Below are 13977 nucleotides of genomic sequence, written 5' to 3' on the forward strand. Positions count from 1 at the left end.
GGCGGGGGATGAAAGGCTCTAGCGGTTGCGCACGCCCGTGACGGTCAGCGAGGCTTGCGGGGAGTTCAGTTGCGACACGGCGCCGGCGACGGCTTCGCGGTGGCAGGCCGAGGCGGCCACGGCCTGCTTCACGTACGGGAAGCTGTGGGCGTCGGCGCCGCAGGCCTGGAGGGCGGCGGCGTCGATGCGGCGCATCATCCGCTGGGCGTCCTGCGGGTTGTTGAGGTTCAGCTTGGCCTTGGAGACCGGGATGCTGACGGTTTCGGTCTCGGCCTGGGCGGCGAAGCCGGGCGCGGCGCCGGCCAGCAGGATCAGAGCGGCGGTCGAGGCGACGAGGGTCTTCATTTGACGTCTTCCCTGTTTCGGCGGCGTCTCGGGGCGCCGCTCGGATCGATCCCGCTCGAACCGCAAGGGGGACGGTTCGAAATCGAGTTCGAAACCCTGCATCTGCCTAGTTTGCGCGCGGGAAAAGCGAAAAAGGTCGACAAAACGGTCAAAAACCGAGCGAACGCGCATCATGAGCGCGCGAAATGTCGAATTCATTTGAGGACTTAGCGTCGCTTGATGGGCGCAAATCTGAAATGTCAGATTCTTTCATATGTCGCCGTTTCCCTCCCCGCGAAGGGGGAGGGAGCGGGTCCTAGAGGTCCAGGTCGTCGGCCGCGAACTCGGCGTTTTCCTGGATGAAGCGGAAGCGCAGCTCGGGCTTGCGGCCCATCAGGGTCTCGACCAGGGCCTCCACCGCTTCCTCGGAACGGGGAAGGGTGATCTTGGCCAGGGTGCGGACCTCGGGGTCCATGGTGGTCTCCTTCAACTGGGAGGCCATCATCTCGCCCAGGCCCTTGAAGCGGCCGATCTCGGGCTTCTTGCCCTTGAACATCGTGGCCAGCAGCTCTTCCTTGTGCTCGTCGTCGCGGGCGTAGGCGCTCTTGCCGCCATGGCTGATGCGGTAGAGCGGCGGCAGGGCCAGGAACAGGTGACCCTGGCGGATCAGGTCCGGCATGGTCCGGTAGAAGAAGGTGATCAGCAGCGAAGCGATGTGGGCGCCGTCGACGTCGGCGTCGGTCATGATGATGATCCGCTCGTAGCGCAGATCCTCTTCCTTGTACCGGTTGCCGCCCTGGGCCCCGAGGGCCAGCATCAGGTCCGACAGTTCCTTGTTCGCCGTGAACTTCTCGCCGCTGGCCGAGGCCACGTTGAGGATCTTGCCGCGCAGGGGCAGGATCGCCTGGTTCTTGCGGTTGCGGGCCTGCTTGGCCGAGCCGCCGGCCGAGTCGCCTTCGACGATGAACAGCTCGGCGCCGTCCACGGCCCCGGCGGCGCAGTCGGCCAGCTTGCCCGGCAGGCGCAGCTTGCGGGTCGCCGAGGCGCGCTGGACTTCCTTGTCCTTGCGGCGCTTCAGGCGCTCCTCGGCCCGCTCGATCACGAACTCCAGCAGGGCCTGGGCCGCCTTGGGCGAGCCGGTCAGCCAGTGGTCGAACGGGTCGCGCAGGGCGTTCTCGACGAAGCGCTGGGCCTCGCTCGACGACAGCTTTTCCTTGGTCTGGCCCTGGAATTCCGGGTTCTTGATGAATACCGAGATCAGGGCGCCGGCCTGGGCGATGACGTCGTCGGCGGTGATGATCGTGGCGCGCTTCTCGCCCTTGAGCTCGGCGTAGGCCTTGAGGCCCCGGGTCAGGGCGGCGCGCAGGCCGCTCTCGTGGGTGCCGCCCTCGGGGGTGGGCACCGTGTTGCAGTACGACTGCATGAAGCCGTCGTGCTCGCCGAAGCCGCGCGGGGTCCAGGCGATGGCCCATTCGACCGCGCCGGCCTCGCCCTGGCGCTCGATACGCCCGGAGAAGCTGTCGGGCGTGACCATCTCCAGCCCCTTGGTGCGCTCGGCCAGGAAGTCGGCCAGGCCGTTGGGGAAGTGGAAGGTGGCCTCGGGCGGGGTCTGGTCGTGGATGCGCGAGGGATCGCAGGACCATTTGATCTGCACGCCGCGGAACAGATAGGCCTTGGAGCGGGCCATGCGGTACAGGCGCGCCGGCTTGAAGGCGCAGCCCTCGCCGAAGATCTGGTCGTCGGGCTTGAAGCGCACCTGGGTGCCGCGCTTCTTGCTGGGCTGGATCTTCTCGACCGGGCCCAGCGGCTTGCCGCGCGCGAAGCTCTGGCGGTGCTCGAAGCCGTCGCGCCAGACGGTGACCTCGACCAGTTCCGACAGGGCGTTGACGACGCTGGCGCCGACGCCGTGCAGGCCGCCCGAGGTCTCGTAGGCCTTGCCGCTGAACTTACCGCCCGCGTGCAGGACGGTCATGATCACTTCCAGGGCCGATTTGCCCGGATGCTTGGGGTGCGGGTCCACGGGCATGCCGCGGCCGTCGTCGCGGACCGACAGGAAGCCGTCCGCGTCCAGCTTGACCTCGATCGTCTTGGCGAAGCCGGCCACGGCCTCGTCCATCGAGTTGTCCAGCACTTCGGCGAACAGGTGGTGCAGGGCGCGCTCGTCGGTGCCGCCGATGTACATGCCCGGACGCATGCGCACGGGCTCCAGGCCTTCCAGCACCTCGATGGCGCTGGCGTCGTACGCGCCCGACGCAGGCGGGGCGGCTTCCGACTTGGCCGAGGGCGGCGGCGGGGCGGCCGGACGCGGCGCGGGCTGCGGATGCGGTTCGCGGGCGGGGAACGGCGAGGCCGGCACGGGCGCCAGGGCGTCGTCGTCGAACAGCGAGAAGGAAGCGGGAGCGTCTTTGGAGGACATTACGGGAACATGCGTCGATTCGGCCGGAGCGCCCCGTATGGGCCGCGCCGGGCGCGAAGAAAAGAGGGGGACAGGTCGTGGGACGGGCGGATTTGCCCGCTCGGACGGACACATGGCAGGGTGGCGCGTTCCTCAGACGGTTTCAACCCAACCGGAGCGCCCGATGACCTGGAAGCCCCCAATACGTCCCGTGGCCATCCTGCTGGCCTCGCTGAGCTTGCTGGCCTGCTCCAGCCCCGGTTCCGGCCCCGCGCAACCGACCCCGCCGACCAACGCCCGCACGCCGGTGGCCGAGGGCGGGATGTGCGGCGGCTTCGCGGGCTTCCAGTGCGCCGAAGGGCTGAGCTGCCAGATGCAGGCGGGGCAGTGCAAGACGGTGGCCGACGCCTCGGGCGTCTGCCGCAAGCCGCCGCAGATGTGCACGATGATCTACGCCCCTGTTTGCGGCTGCGACGGCAAGACCTACGCCAGCGCCTGCAACGCCGCCGCCAAGGGCGTCAGCGTCGCGTCCCAGGGCGAATGCAAGGCGGCCTAGGGCGCGTTCAAGGCAGACGACTGAGACCTGGCTTGTAGGACCAGGTCTCGACCTCGACGCGCCTGACCAGGGCGGCGGCGCGGGACGCGTCCGGCGTGGGGCCATGGGCGGCCGCGATCAGGCCGGCCAGGTCGGCGGGACGGCCCGCCAGGTCGGCCCAGCTCCGTCGGGGGACCAGCACCAGATAGCTCCCGACCTCGCCGCCGCCGGCCAGGCGGTACCAGGTCCATCCCAGGCGTCCCTTGCCCGCCCGCGCCGAGGCCAGCAGGGCGGCCTCGAAGGCGGCGACGTCGCCGGGCGCGACGCTCAGGTCGTAGGCGTCGAGTTCGGGCGTGGGGCGGCGGTCCTCCAGGCTGCGGACCGTGCTGGGCTCGGGCCACAGGGTGTAGGCCGAATAGGCGCGGGCCTTGGCGTAGGGCAGGACGCGGGCGGCCATGTCGGCGCCGTCGCCGGCCGGGTCGGGCCGCGTGTCCATGGCGGCGTACGGGATCCCGAACGTGCCGTCCACGAAAAGGCCGGTGCGGGGGCCGCTGGTTACGGACCAGCCGAACCAGGGCAGGGCGTCGTGGTGGGCGGCGTGCCAATCCAGGTGGGCGGCGTAGCCCGCCTCGAAGGCGGCCTGCTGTCCGCGGTCGATGTCGTAGGTGAACAGGAAGGCGGCCTGCTCGGTCTGGGCGCGGGCTGGGCCGCCCGCGAGTCCGGCGGCCAGGGCGATCACCGTCAGGGTCTGTTTCCAGGTCATCGTCGCCTCCTAGGGTGGAGCCCCAGCCCTAGCCGCGAAAGATGATCGGCGATATTTCGAACGGATCGGGCTTTCGTTCTGGAAAACGAAACGATGCGACATGTCGATCTGCGCCGGGCGGCGGTGTTCCACGCGGTGGCGGCGGCCGGCGGGATCGCGGCCGCCAGTCCGCGCCTGGGCAAGTCGCCGCCGGCCATCCACCACGACCTCAAGGCCTTCGAGCGCGAGATGGGCCGGCCTCTGTTCGAGCGCGTGGGGCGGCATCTGCGCCTGACCGCCGCCGGCCAGGCGCTGTTCGAGAGCGTTGGCCGCGCCCTCGACGAGGTGGAGCGCACCCGCGAGCGGCTGAGCCGGGCCGACCCGGCGCTGCGCCCCCTGCGCCTGGCCGTGGTCTCGGCCTTCGGACGCTATCGCCTGGCGCCGCGCCTCTATGCGGGCCTGCCGGCGGACCGGCCGATCGAGCTGACGTTCGGCTCGCACGAGGCGGTGCTATCGGCGGTGACGACCGGCGCCGTCGACCTGGGCGTCACCTACCGGCCGGTGACCGCCGCGCCGGTGCAGTCGGCGCCGATCGCCCGCGAGGAGCTGGTGCTGGCCGCGCCTGTGGGGATGGAGGTCCCCGAGGACCTGGCGGGGCTCTCGCGCACGATCTTCGCCACCTATGACGAGTACGAGTTCGTCTTCGGCCACTGGTTCGAGACGGTGTTCGGCGCCCAGCCCGACGGCCTGCGGCGGCTGGACCATGCCGGCGAGATCGAGGAGGCGATGGAGAGCTGCGCGGCCGGTCGAGGGGCGATCGTCGCGCCGCTGGACCTGGTCCGCTCGGCCTGCTGGCGCGATCGCGTGCGGATCGTCCGGCCGGCAGAACGGCCGCCGTGCTTCAACGCCCTGCACCTGCTGGGTCTTGGCGCGGCGCTGGGATCGGCGGATGCTGACACGATCCGGCCCATGCTCGCCGACAATGGCGAGGGGGAGGAACCATGATGACCGCACTCGACGACATCGGACGACGCGACCTGCTGGCCGGCGGCCTGGCCCTGGCGATGTTCGCCGGTCCTTCGCTCACCCAAGCCCAGGAGAACAAGGCGATGTACGGACTGATCGGCCAGATGAAGGCCGCGCCCGGCAAGCGGGACGAACTGGTCGCGATCCTGGCGGAGGACACCCAAGGCATGCCCGGCTGCCTCAGCTACATCGTGGCCAAGGACACCACGGACGCCGACGCCCTGTGGATCACCGAGGTCTGGACCGACAAGGACAGCCACGCCGCCTCGCTGAAGCTGCCCTCGGTCCAGGCCGCAATCGCCAAGGCCCGCCCGATCATCGCCGGCTTCGGCCACCGGTTCGAGACCGCGCCGGTCGGCGGCGTGGGACTGGGCGGCGTCTGAGCCGACGCCGCCCGCCCGCGATCACTTCTTCTTGCCGTCCGGCGTGTAGCTGTTCTCGTAGTCGTTCTGCTTGCTGTGCAGGGTCTGCAGGAAGGCCTGGTCGATCGAGCCGAAGGCCGGCACGGCCTTGGGATCGAGCGCCGTGATCAGCACCGACTCGCCCTTCTCGGACTTGTAGGTGAGCGAGGTGGCGGCGGTTTTGTCGGTGTCGCCGTCCTCCTTGATGATGAACATCACGCCCGTTCCATAGGGCACGGTGTAGGCCGACTTGGCCGCCACATTGGCCTTGAAGCCGAGCGGCAGGACATAGGGCGCGGCGTGCAGCATCGGCCCGCTGGCCGACGCGACGGTGGAGCCGTCCTTCAGCGCGACCTTGTTGAGGTCGAAGGTGAACGGCGCGGCGTTTTCGCCCTGGTTGACCACGCCGCGCAGCATGTAGACGTGCCACATGCCGTTGGCGTCGCCGCCGCTGACGTTCTCCAGGTTCCAGCTCTGCGCGTTGCCCAGGTGCTGGTAGGTGATCTGGACGATCTTTCCCTTATTTTCGCAGGCGCTGAGCGACAGGCAAGCGACAGCGATCGCCGCCAAGGCGGCGCGACGGGCGATTGTTATCATGTCGGATGGTCCTCGGGATCTTACTCAGACGAGCACTATCCAAAGGTGTAATCTATAGTAGAGCTTGATGCAAGCGGCCACCTCCGCGTGTGGCCTTGGGCCAAAGAAAAAGGCCCGCGGATCGCTCCGCGGGCCTCTTCCCTGGTCCTAAGCCCTGAGGCCTAGCACTTGTAGTACATGTCGAATTCGACCGGGTGCGGGTGCAGCGTCAGGCGCATCACCTCTTCCATCTTCAGCTCGATGTAGCTGTCGATGAAGTCGTCGTCCATGACGCCGCCGGCCTTCAGGAAGGCGCGGTCCTTGTCCAGGTTCTCCAGGGCTTCGCGCAGCGAGCCGCAGACTTCCGGGATCTTCTTCTGCTCGCGGGGCGGCAGGTCGTACAGGTTCTTGTCGGCGGCGGCGCCCGGATCGATCTTGTTGTTGATGCCGTCCAGGCCGGCCATCAGCAGGGCGACGAAGGTCAGGTACGGGTTGCCCATCGGGTCGGGGAAGCGAGCCTCGATGCGCTTGGCCTTCGGGCTGTCGACGTGCGGGATGCGGATCGAGGCCGAGCGGTTGCGCGAGCTGTAGGCCAGCTTCACCGGGGCTTCGTAGCCAGGCACCAGGCGCTTGTACGAGTTCGTCGTGGAGTTCGAGAACGCGTTGATCGCCTTGGCGTGCTTGATGATGCCGCCGATGTACCACAGGCACATGTCCGACAGGCCGGCGTACTTGTCGCCGGCGAACAGCGGCTTGCCGTCCTGCCAGATCGACTGGTGCACGTGCATGCCCGAGCCGTTGTCGCCGAACATCGGCTTGGCCATGAAGGTGGCGGTCTTGCCGTAGGCGTGGGCCACGTTGTGGATCACGTACTTATACAGCTGCATCCGGTCGGCCATGGTGACCATGGTGTCGAACTTCAGGCCGAGCTCGTGCTGGGCGGGCGCCACTTCGTGGTGGTGCTTTTCCGGCTTCATGCCCAGCTCGCCCATGACGGCCAGCATTTCGCCGCGCAGGTCTTGAGCCGAGTCGATCGGGTTGACCGGGAAGTAGCCGCCCTTCGGACCCGGGCGGTGGCCCATGTTGCCTTCCGGATATTCCTTGGCCGAGTTGCCCGGCAGTTCGACGCTGTCGAACGAGTAGCCGGTGTTGTTCGACGCGGTGTTCCAGCGGACGTCGTCGAAGATGAAGAACTCGGCTTCCGGACCGAAGAACACGGTGTCGCCGATGCCCGACGACTTGACGTAGGCCAGGGCGTTCTTGGCGATCGAGCGCGGGTCGCGGTTGTAGGGGGTGCCCGTGTCAGGGTTCACCACGTCGCAGAACAGCGCCAGGGTGGTCTGCTGGTAGAACGGGTCGATGATCGCGCTGGTCAGGTCGGGACGCAGCTTCATGTCCGACTCGTTGATGGCCTTCCAGCCGGCGATCGACGAGCCGTCGAACATGGTGCCGTCGTTGAGGAAGTCGTCATCGACCAGATCGATGTCGAAGGTCACGTGCTGCAGCTTGCCGCGCACGTCGGTGAAACGGACGTCGACGTACTTGACGTCCTTTTCCTTGATCAGGTCCAGGATTTGCTTGGCGGTGCTCATCGTTATCCCCTTTGAGCGTTAAGCGGTTTCGGTCCGGGCCTAGACGGCGGACGGGCCGGTTTCTCCGGTGCGGATGCGGACGACTTCCGTGATCTCCGACACGAAAATCTTGCCGTCGCCGATGCGGCCCGTGCGGGCGGCGTTGGTGATGGCTTCGAGCGCGGCGTCCAACTGGCTGTCTTCGACCACGACTTCGACTTTGATCTTGGGGAGGAAGTCGACGACGTACTCGGCGCCGCGATAGAGCTCGGTGTGGCCCTTCTGGCGGCCGTAGCCCTTGGCTTCCAGCACGGTCATGCCCTGCACGCCCATGTCCTGAAGCGCCTCTTTGACCTCATCCAGCTTGAACGGCTTGATGACGGCTTCGATCTTTTTCATCAGACTTCTTTCACGCCCATACGGCGCGGGCGCCGCTGACTGAGCGGCACGGAGCACGCCGGCCTGTCGGCTCACAAGCGTGCTGACGCGCTTTATGGGCCGAGTTCTGTCGAGTTTGGCTCATTGATCATTATTTGTGCACGTAAAGCCTGAAACTTCATCAGTGCGTGTTTGGGCGCCCAAACCGCTCCGGGAGCGTCGATTGCGGATCGAGGATCGTCGAAACCGCCGTTTCTGGGACGAAGAACCGGTCCGAACGCGCATGGTGCGAGGCGGGAGGGCGTCGCGGGCGTTTCGGCGGAATGGCCAAAAATGCGTCGCCGATTCGAAAACTGCTGAAGATTGTGGCGGAATCCGCGACGGACGTGGCGGAGAAGTCGGGGTTGGTTTTTGCGCGTTCGCACGTTTCGACGGTGAAGCGCGCCCAGGCCGGCCGGGAAATCTTGGAACAACATCCGGCGTCACGGGCGCGACCGGGAAGATATTGCGAGGACGGGGAAGGCCATGAACCGCATTCGGATGATCCGCCACGGCCGTCCCGCCTCGACCTGGGGCGACAGCGATCCGGACCCGGGACTGGACCCCGCGGGCGCCGAGCAGGCGAGGGCGGTGGCCGGGCGCCTGCTGGCCTTGCCCGAGGGGGAGCGCCCGTCCCGGGTGGTCAGCTCGCCGCTGCGGCGTTGCCGCGAAACGGCCCAGCCGCTGGCCGACGCCCTGGGCGTGCCGGTCGAGATCGATCCCCGGGTCGGCGAGATCCCGACGCCGGCGGCCCTGGACGCCGAAGCGCGGCCCGGTTGGCTGCGCCAGGCCTTCCAGGGTCGATGGCGCGATATCCAGGGCGATCTGGACTATGTCGCCTGGACCCGGCAGGTGGCCGAGGGCGTGGCCTCGCATCCCGGCGCGGCGGTGTTCAGCCATTTCGTGGCCCTGAACGCGGCGGTGTCGGCGGCGACGGGCGACGAGGCGGTGGCGGCGTTCCGGCCCGACCACGTGTCGGTCACGGTGTTCGATGTGGTCGACGGCGCGTTGATCCTGGTCGAAAAGGGCCAAGAGGCCTCCACCCAGGTGCTGTAGAGTTGGAGAGAGGAGCCGCCGTGCCGCGCGAGATCATGACCGTCGCCGAGATGACCGCGGCGGACCGCGCGGCCGCCGAGGCCGGAACTCCGACCGCCGTGCTGATGGAGCGCGCCGGCCGCGCCGTGGCCGAGGTCGTCCGCGAACGCTACGCCCGCTGTGCCACGGTGGTGTGGTGCGGACCGGGCGACAACGGCGGCGACGGCTATGTGATCGCCCGGCATCTGAAGCGTCGAGGCTGGCCGGTGCGGGTCGAGGCGCTGGCGCCGCCGGCCAGTCCCGCCGCCCAGTGGGCCGCCGCCCGCTGGAAGGGCGAGGTCGGTCCGCTGGTTTCGGAGCCCGGCTCGTCGGCGCTCTATATCGATTGCCTGTTCGGGGCGGGCCTGTCGCGACCGCTCGAGGGTGAGGCCGACCGCCTGGCGCGGGTCATGCCGGGCGCGGCGCGGATCGTCGCCGTCGATGTTCCCAGCGGGATCCTGGGCGACACCGGGCTTCCCCTGGGCGAGCGGGCCGTGAAGGCCGAGCTGACCGTCACCTTCCACCGGCGCAAGCCCGCGCACGTCCTGGCGCAGGGGCGGGCCGCGTGCGGCGAGGTGGTGGTGGCCGATATCGGCCTGGAGGAGATCGGCGAGGGGCGTCTGCTCGAGAACGAGCCCGGCCTCTGGGCCGAGCGCTTCCCGTGGCCGGCGGTCGACGCCCACAAGCACGCGCGCGGACGGATGATGGCGGTCAGCGGCGAGGCCTGGAACACCGGCGCGGCCCGGCTGGCGGCGCGCGGGGCCCTGCGGATCGGGGCCGGGGTGGTGACCGTGCTGTCGCCGCCCAACGCCCTGGCCGTCAACGCCGCCCACCTGGAAGCGATCATGCTGGCCCCGTTCGAGAGCGAATACGACCTGCAGACCCGCGCGGCGAATGCGGACGCCGTGGTGATCGGACCCGCGGCCGGGGTGGGGGAGGCGACCATGCGGCACGTCTTCGCCCTGGCCCGCAACGGCGCGGCCCTGGTCGTCGACGCCGACGCCCTGACCAGCTTCGCCGAGGACCCCGCCGCCCTGTTCTCGGCCCTGGACCGCGACGACGTGCTGACCCCGCATCCCGGCGAGTTCGAGCGGGTCTTTCCCGGGCTGCTGGCGGCCTCGCCCGAGCGCATCGCGGCGGCGCGGGAGGCCGCGCGGCGGGCCGGGGCGGTGGTCCTGCTGAAGGGACCGGACACGGTGGTCGCCGCGCCCGACGGCCGGGCGGCGGTCGGCCTGAACGGCGCGCCCTGGCTGGCGACGGCCGGCGCGGGCGACGTGCTGGCCGGGTTCATCGCCGGCCTGATCGCCCAGGGCATGGAGAGTTTCGAGGCGGCGTGCGCGGCAGCCTGGATCCACGCCGAAGCGGGCGCGGCGTATGGGCCGGGCCTGATCGCCGAGGACCTGCCGGACCTGTCGACCGCCGTGTTGCGCAGGCTGTGGAAGGCGCGAGCGCGCGCTTAGTGGTCGCGCCGGACCAGGACGACCTGGGTGCGGACGCCCTCGTCGAACAGGGTGTGGCTGATGGCCAGCGCCGTCTGGAAGGTGCGCTCCTCGACGGTGTCGATGAAGAGCACGCGCGAACCGTGCTTCACGGTCCAGCCTTTTTCATCTTGGACGACTTCGATGGTTTCCATGACGCGCTCACCCGGGGACGGACTGAGACGCAAACCCATCCGGGGCGAGATCGTTCCGCGCCGACTCTCTTGGTTTTCAGGGGGAAACACCGGCCCGGGCGTCAGTCGGGGGGGCATGGCCCGGGCCGGCGTAAATCCGGGGCGTTCTTGAACAGCCGCGGACATCTGCATAACCGGCCGGCCTCTTCTTTGTTCCCGGTGTTCCGAAGAAATTTTCGCGCTTCGCGGATGCGCCGCCGGAAGGTCGCTGAAGGGGCGAGTCGGCGGTCGCGATCGCCTGGCGACTTGCCAAGCCGGCCGGGCATGTCTAACCCGCTGCGGCGCATCGTGCGGATGTGGCGAAACTGGTAGACGCACCAGATTTAGGTTCTGGCGCTGAGAGGCGTGGAGGTTCGAGTCCTCTCATCCGCACCACGCCGTCGGGCCTCGCGCCCGGCGGACGCGCCGCTTTATCGGGTCAATGGCCCGTGAGAGTGCACCAATGCCCTTGGATGGTCGCGAAACGCGTGACATAAGGGCGCTCTTTCGCCGCCCCGGTGACGTGGGCGGCTTTGATGTTTTGACCCCTGGGGCGGACGACGGGCGCGGGCGCCCGAAGAGCCGAGAAGCTAAGAATGTCGATGCAGATCGTTGAAAAGTCGGGCGAAGGCCTCAGCCGCGTTTATGGCGTGACGGTGCCCGCGAGTGAACTCGCCACGCGTCTCGAGGCCCGTATCGCCGAAGTCGCGCCCCAGATGAACGTCAAGGGCTTCCGTCCCGGCAAGGTGCCGACCGCCCACGTTCGCCGCCTGTACGGCAAGGCCCTGATGGGCGAAGTCATCGAGGCGACGCTGAACGAAGGGACCCAGAAGGTCCTGGAAGACAACAAGCTGCGCCCCGCCGGCCAGCCGGACCTGAAGCCGTCGTCCGACATGGACAAGGTGCTCGCCGGCGGCGAGGACCTGGCCTTCGAACTGGCCGTCGAGGTGATGCCGGAATTCGAACCGATCGACCCCGCCTCGATCGAGCTGACCAAGCCGGTCTACAAGGTCTCGGACGCCGAAGTCGGCGAGGCCCTGGCCGATCTGGCCAAGCAGGCCCGCACCTACGCGCCGCGCACGGGCAAGTCCCTGAAGGCCAAGGACGGCGACCAGCTGCTGATCGACTTCGTCGGCACCATCGACGGCGTGGCCTTCGACGGCGGCACCGCCAACGACGCCGAGCTGACGCTGGGTTCGGGCCAGTTCATCCCGGGCTTCGAAGACCAGCTGGTCGGCGCCAAGCCGGATGACGTCGTCACCGTGAAGGTGACCTTCCCGGCCGACTACCAAGCCGCCAATCTGGCCGGCAAGGACGCCGAGTTCGCCACCACCGTCAAGGAAGTGCGCGCCCCGGTCGACGCCGAGCCGGACGACGAGCTGGCCAAGCGCCTGGGCCTGTCGGACCTGCAGGCCCTGAAGGACCTGCTCAAGTCGAACCTGGAAGGCCGCTACGCCAACAGCTCGCGCTTCAAGCTGAAGCGCGCCCTGCTGGACATCCTGGACAGCAAGCACGACTTCGCCCTGCCGCCGCGCATGGTCGACGCCGAGTTCGCCGGCATCTGGCAACAGGTCCAGGCCGACAAGTCGCAAGGCGGCCTGCCGCCCGAGGACGAAGGCAAGACCGAGGACCAGTTGAAGGACGAGTACAAGAAGATCGCCGAGCGCCGCGTGCGCCTGGGTCTGGTGCTCGCCGAGATCGGCCGCAAGAACGACGTGGCCGTCACCGAGCAGGAACTGGCCGACGCCATGATGCGCGAAGCCCGCCAGTACGGCCCGCAGGCCCAGCAGGTGTTCGACATGTATCGCCAGCGCGCCGACCTGCAGGCCGCCCTGCGCGCCCCGATCTATGAAGACAAGGTCGTCGACCTGATCTTCGGCAAGGCCAAGATCGAGGAAAAGGAAGTCTCCAAGGAAGAGCTCCTGGAAGAAGACGATCTGCCGGAAGGCTACGGCGGCTAAGACCTCCGTCACCCGACGCGAAGAGGGCGCGGTCCGCGAGGGCCGCGCCCTTTTTCGTGGCGGAAGCTTCGCCCCGGCTCCTTGCAACCTGTTAAGGGCCACGCGATATGCGTTGACGACGGCGCGCGGGGCCGATTCGTGCTCGCGCCGCCCAGACACGATTAAAAAGGGCGATCCCTATGTATGATCCGATGGCGACGGCGATGAACCTCGTGCCGATGGTGGTCGAACAGACCAGCCGCGGCGAGCGGGCGTTCGACATCTTCTCCCGTCTGTTGAAAGAGCGGATCATCTTCCTGACCGGTCCCGTCGAAGACGGGATGGCCAGCCTGATCTGCGCCCAGCTGCTCTTCCTGGAGTCCGAGAACCCCAAGAAGGAAATCGCCATGTACATCAACTCGCCGGGCGGCGTGGTGACCGCGGGTCTCGCGATCTACGACACCATGCAGTACATCAAGAGCCCGGTGTCGACGGTGTGCATGGGCATGGCCGCCTCGATGGGCAGCCTGCTGCTCTGCGCCGGCGCTCCCGGCCAGCGCATCGCCCTGCCGAACGCCCGCATCATGGTCCACCAGCCGTCGGGCGGCTTCCGCGGCCAGGCCTCGGACATCATGCGTCACGCCGAGGACATCGCGAAGACCAAGCGCCGCCTGAACGAGATCTACGTCAAGCACTGCGGCCGCACCTATGACGAGGTCGAGCGCGACCTGGACCGCGACAACTTCATGAGCGCCGAGGAAGCCAAGGCCTGGGGCCTGATCGACCACATCAACGAGAACCGCGACGCCTCGGACGAGAAGGCCTAGGCCTCTCTCAGTCCTTGAAGCTTTGGAAAAGTCGTCGACCGCGAGGTCGGCGGCTTTTTCATTTCGGATAACTTTGGTTTGTCTTCGGGCCGCGGCGCATGTGAAATGCGGGCCTCAGGGGGAGTTCAAGCCATGGCCTTCAAGTTCAGCCGCGTGGCGGCGTTCGGTCTGTCGGGCGCGGTGCTGGCGCTGGCCGCCTCGGCCCACGCGCAATGCGATCCGGTGGTTTGCGCCAATCCGTACTCCTCCCAGAACATGCCGACCGCCCTGGCGCCGCGAACCTTCACGACGTTGGAGGCCGCCAAGAGCTATTGCCGCTCGGAGCCGATCGTCTGGCGGGCGAACGCCGGCGGGAAGATCTACGCCGCCAAGGCCAAGGGCTACGGCACGATCAAGCCGGGCTTCTACATGTGCCGCTCGCACGCCCAGACCGTGGCGCGGATCGACGCCGCGGCGGGGCGCAAGCCGCGCTAGAATGCAACGCCCCTAGCTCCACCG

Annotated in this window: 15 protein-coding genes and 1 tRNA gene; 9 read left to right on the plus strand and 7 right to left on the minus strand. The window is 68.2% G+C overall.

Going from position 1 to position 13977, the window contains the following annotated elements:
- Positions 1–18: 18 nt before the first annotated feature.
- Positions 19–345: a UrcA family protein gene (locus BR39_RS26755; protein WP_029913246.1), complete on the minus strand. Its 327-nt coding sequence runs from the start codon at positions 343–345 to the stop codon at positions 19–21.
- A gap of 295 nt (positions 346–640) precedes the next feature.
- Complete coding sequence (gene parE, locus BR39_RS0114540) at positions 641–2740, minus strand: DNA topoisomerase IV subunit B (RefSeq protein WP_029913247.1); 2100 nt, start codon at positions 2738–2740, stop codon at positions 641–643.
- Between the two features lie 163 nt (positions 2741–2903).
- Here parE and BR39_RS0114545 point away from each other — a divergent pair, with 163 nt between their 5' ends.
- Entirely contained in the window at positions 2904–3275 is a 372-nt protein-coding gene (locus tag BR39_RS0114545; RefSeq protein WP_029913249.1) for a Kazal-type serine protease inhibitor family protein, read from the plus strand.
- Positions 3276–3282: 7 nt separating this feature from the next.
- Here the strand turns inward: BR39_RS0114545 and BR39_RS0114550 are convergent, their stop codons facing one another.
- On the minus strand, positions 3283–4017 hold the full coding sequence (locus BR39_RS0114550) for a hypothetical protein (RefSeq protein WP_029913251.1): 735 nt from the start codon (positions 4015–4017) through the stop codon (positions 3283–3285).
- Positions 4018–4110: 93 nt separating this feature from the next.
- Between BR39_RS0114550 and BR39_RS0114555 the strand changes: the two genes are divergently transcribed.
- Positions 4111–5001, plus strand: a complete 891-nt coding sequence (locus BR39_RS0114555) for a LysR family transcriptional regulator (RefSeq protein WP_029913253.1) — start codon at positions 4111–4113, stop codon at positions 4999–5001.
- A complete protein-coding gene (locus BR39_RS0114560; RefSeq protein ID WP_231499474.1) occupies positions 4998–5405 on the plus strand; it encodes a putative quinol monooxygenase in 408 nt (135 codons plus the stop codon). Before BR39_RS0114555 ends, BR39_RS0114560 begins: the two co-directional genes overlap by 4 nt.
- 21 nt (positions 5406–5426) lie before the next feature.
- On the opposite strand, the gene BR39_RS0114565 is transcribed toward BR39_RS0114560, so the two are convergent.
- The 3 genes from BR39_RS0114565 to BR39_RS0114575 form a co-directional block, all read right to left on the minus strand.
- Positions 5427–6020 (minus strand): hypothetical protein, encoded by a 594-nt coding sequence (locus BR39_RS0114565; protein WP_156035775.1) that lies wholly within the window; start codon positions 6018–6020, stop codon positions 5427–5429.
- Between the two features lie 161 nt (positions 6021–6181).
- Positions 6182–7591 (minus strand): type I glutamate--ammonia ligase, encoded by a 1410-nt coding sequence (gene glnA, locus BR39_RS0114570; protein WP_029913259.1) that lies wholly within the window; start codon positions 7589–7591, stop codon positions 6182–6184.
- Between the two features lie 39 nt (positions 7592–7630).
- Positions 7631–7969, minus strand: a complete 339-nt coding sequence (locus BR39_RS0114575; RefSeq protein WP_029913261.1) for a P-II family nitrogen regulator — start codon at positions 7967–7969, stop codon at positions 7631–7633.
- Between the two features lie 504 nt (positions 7970–8473).
- Between BR39_RS0114575 and BR39_RS0114580 the strand changes: the two genes are divergently transcribed.
- Complete coding sequence (locus tag BR39_RS0114580; protein ID WP_029913264.1) at positions 8474–9043, plus strand: histidine phosphatase family protein; 570 nt, start codon at positions 8474–8476, stop codon at positions 9041–9043.
- 20 nt (positions 9044–9063) lie between these two features.
- Positions 9064–10521: a bifunctional ADP-dependent NAD(P)H-hydrate dehydratase/NAD(P)H-hydrate epimerase gene (locus BR39_RS0114585; protein ID WP_029913266.1), complete on the plus strand. Its 1458-nt coding sequence runs from the start codon at positions 9064–9066 to the stop codon at positions 10519–10521.
- Here the strand turns inward: BR39_RS0114585 and BR39_RS26515 are convergent.
- Positions 10518–10694: a hypothetical protein gene (locus BR39_RS26515; RefSeq protein WP_156035776.1), complete on the minus strand. Its 177-nt coding sequence runs from the start codon at positions 10692–10694 to the stop codon at positions 10518–10520. The two genes, BR39_RS0114585 and BR39_RS26515, sit on opposite strands and share 4 nt — an antisense overlap.
- 329 nt (positions 10695–11023) lie before the next feature.
- Here BR39_RS26515 and BR39_RS0114595 point away from each other — a divergent pair.
- The 4 genes from BR39_RS0114595 to BR39_RS0114610 all read left to right on the plus strand — a co-directional run bounded on the left by BR39_RS0114595 (position 11024) and on the right by BR39_RS0114610 (position 13953).
- A tRNA-Leu gene (locus BR39_RS0114595) sits at positions 11024–11108 on the plus strand.
- A gap of 206 nt (positions 11109–11314) precedes the next feature.
- Positions 11315–12673: a trigger factor gene (gene tig, locus BR39_RS0114600; RefSeq protein WP_029913272.1), complete on the plus strand. Its 1359-nt coding sequence runs from the start codon at positions 11315–11317 to the stop codon at positions 12671–12673.
- Positions 12674–12852: 179 nt separating this feature from the next.
- Positions 12853–13479 carry an ATP-dependent Clp protease proteolytic subunit gene (locus tag BR39_RS0114605; protein WP_029913273.1) on the plus strand — a complete coding sequence of 209 codons (627 nt, stop codon included), beginning with the start codon at positions 12853–12855 and terminating at the stop codon, positions 13477–13479.
- A gap of 132 nt (positions 13480–13611) precedes the next feature.
- Entirely contained in the window at positions 13612–13953 is a 342-nt protein-coding gene (locus tag BR39_RS0114610) for a hypothetical protein (protein WP_029913274.1), read from the plus strand.
- The last annotated feature ends 24 nt before the right edge of the window (positions 13954–13977 follow it).

This window comes from Caulobacter sp. UNC358MFTsu5.1, assembly GCF_000712075.1.
In the GTDB taxonomy this organism is placed as follows: Bacteria; Pseudomonadota; Alphaproteobacteria; order Caulobacterales; family Caulobacteraceae; genus Caulobacter.

Bases quoted from the DNA above. Each gene is read 5' to 3' on its own strand.
- BR39_RS26755 (WP_029913246.1), bottom strand. From the start codon at position 345: ATGAAGACCCTCGTCGCCTCGACCGCCGCTCTGATCCTGCTGGCCGGC.
- parE (WP_029913247.1), bottom strand. From the start codon at position 2,740: ATGTCCTCCAAAGACGCTCCCGCTTCCTTCTCGCTGTTCGACGACGAC.
- BR39_RS0114545 (WP_029913249.1), top strand. From the start codon at position 2,904: ATGACCTGGAAGCCCCCAATACGTCCCGTGGCCATCCTGCTGGCCTCG.
- BR39_RS0114550 (WP_029913251.1), bottom strand. From the start codon at position 4,017: ATGACCTGGAAACAGACCCTGACGGTGATCGCCCTGGCCGCCGGACTC.
- BR39_RS0114555 (WP_029913253.1), top strand. From the start codon at position 4,111: ATGCGACATGTCGATCTGCGCCGGGCGGCGGTGTTCCACGCGGTGGCG.
- BR39_RS0114560 (WP_231499474.1), top strand. From the start codon at position 4,998: ATGATGACCGCACTCGACGACATCGGACGACGCGACCTGCTGGCCGGC.
- BR39_RS0114565 (WP_156035775.1), bottom strand. From the start codon at position 6,020: ATGATAACAATCGCCCGTCGCGCCGCCTTGGCGGCGATCGCTGTCGCT.
- glnA (WP_029913259.1), bottom strand. From the start codon at position 7,591: ATGAGCACCGCCAAGCAAATCCTGGACCTGATCAAGGAAAAGGACGTC.
- BR39_RS0114575 (WP_029913261.1), bottom strand. From the start codon at position 7,969: ATGAAAAAGATCGAAGCCGTCATCAAGCCGTTCAAGCTGGATGAGGTC.
- BR39_RS0114580 (WP_029913264.1), top strand. From the start codon at position 8,474: ATGAACCGCATTCGGATGATCCGCCACGGCCGTCCCGCCTCGACCTGG.
- BR39_RS26515 (WP_156035776.1), bottom strand. From the start codon at position 10,694: ATGGAAACCATCGAAGTCGTCCAAGATGAAAAAGGCTGGACCGTGAAG.
- tig (WP_029913272.1), top strand. From the start codon at position 11,315: ATGCAGATCGTTGAAAAGTCGGGCGAAGGCCTCAGCCGCGTTTATGGC.
- BR39_RS0114605 (WP_029913273.1), top strand. From the start codon at position 12,853: ATGTATGATCCGATGGCGACGGCGATGAACCTCGTGCCGATGGTGGTC.
- BR39_RS0114610 (WP_029913274.1), top strand. From the start codon at position 13,612: ATGGCCTTCAAGTTCAGCCGCGTGGCGGCGTTCGGTCTGTCGGGCGCG.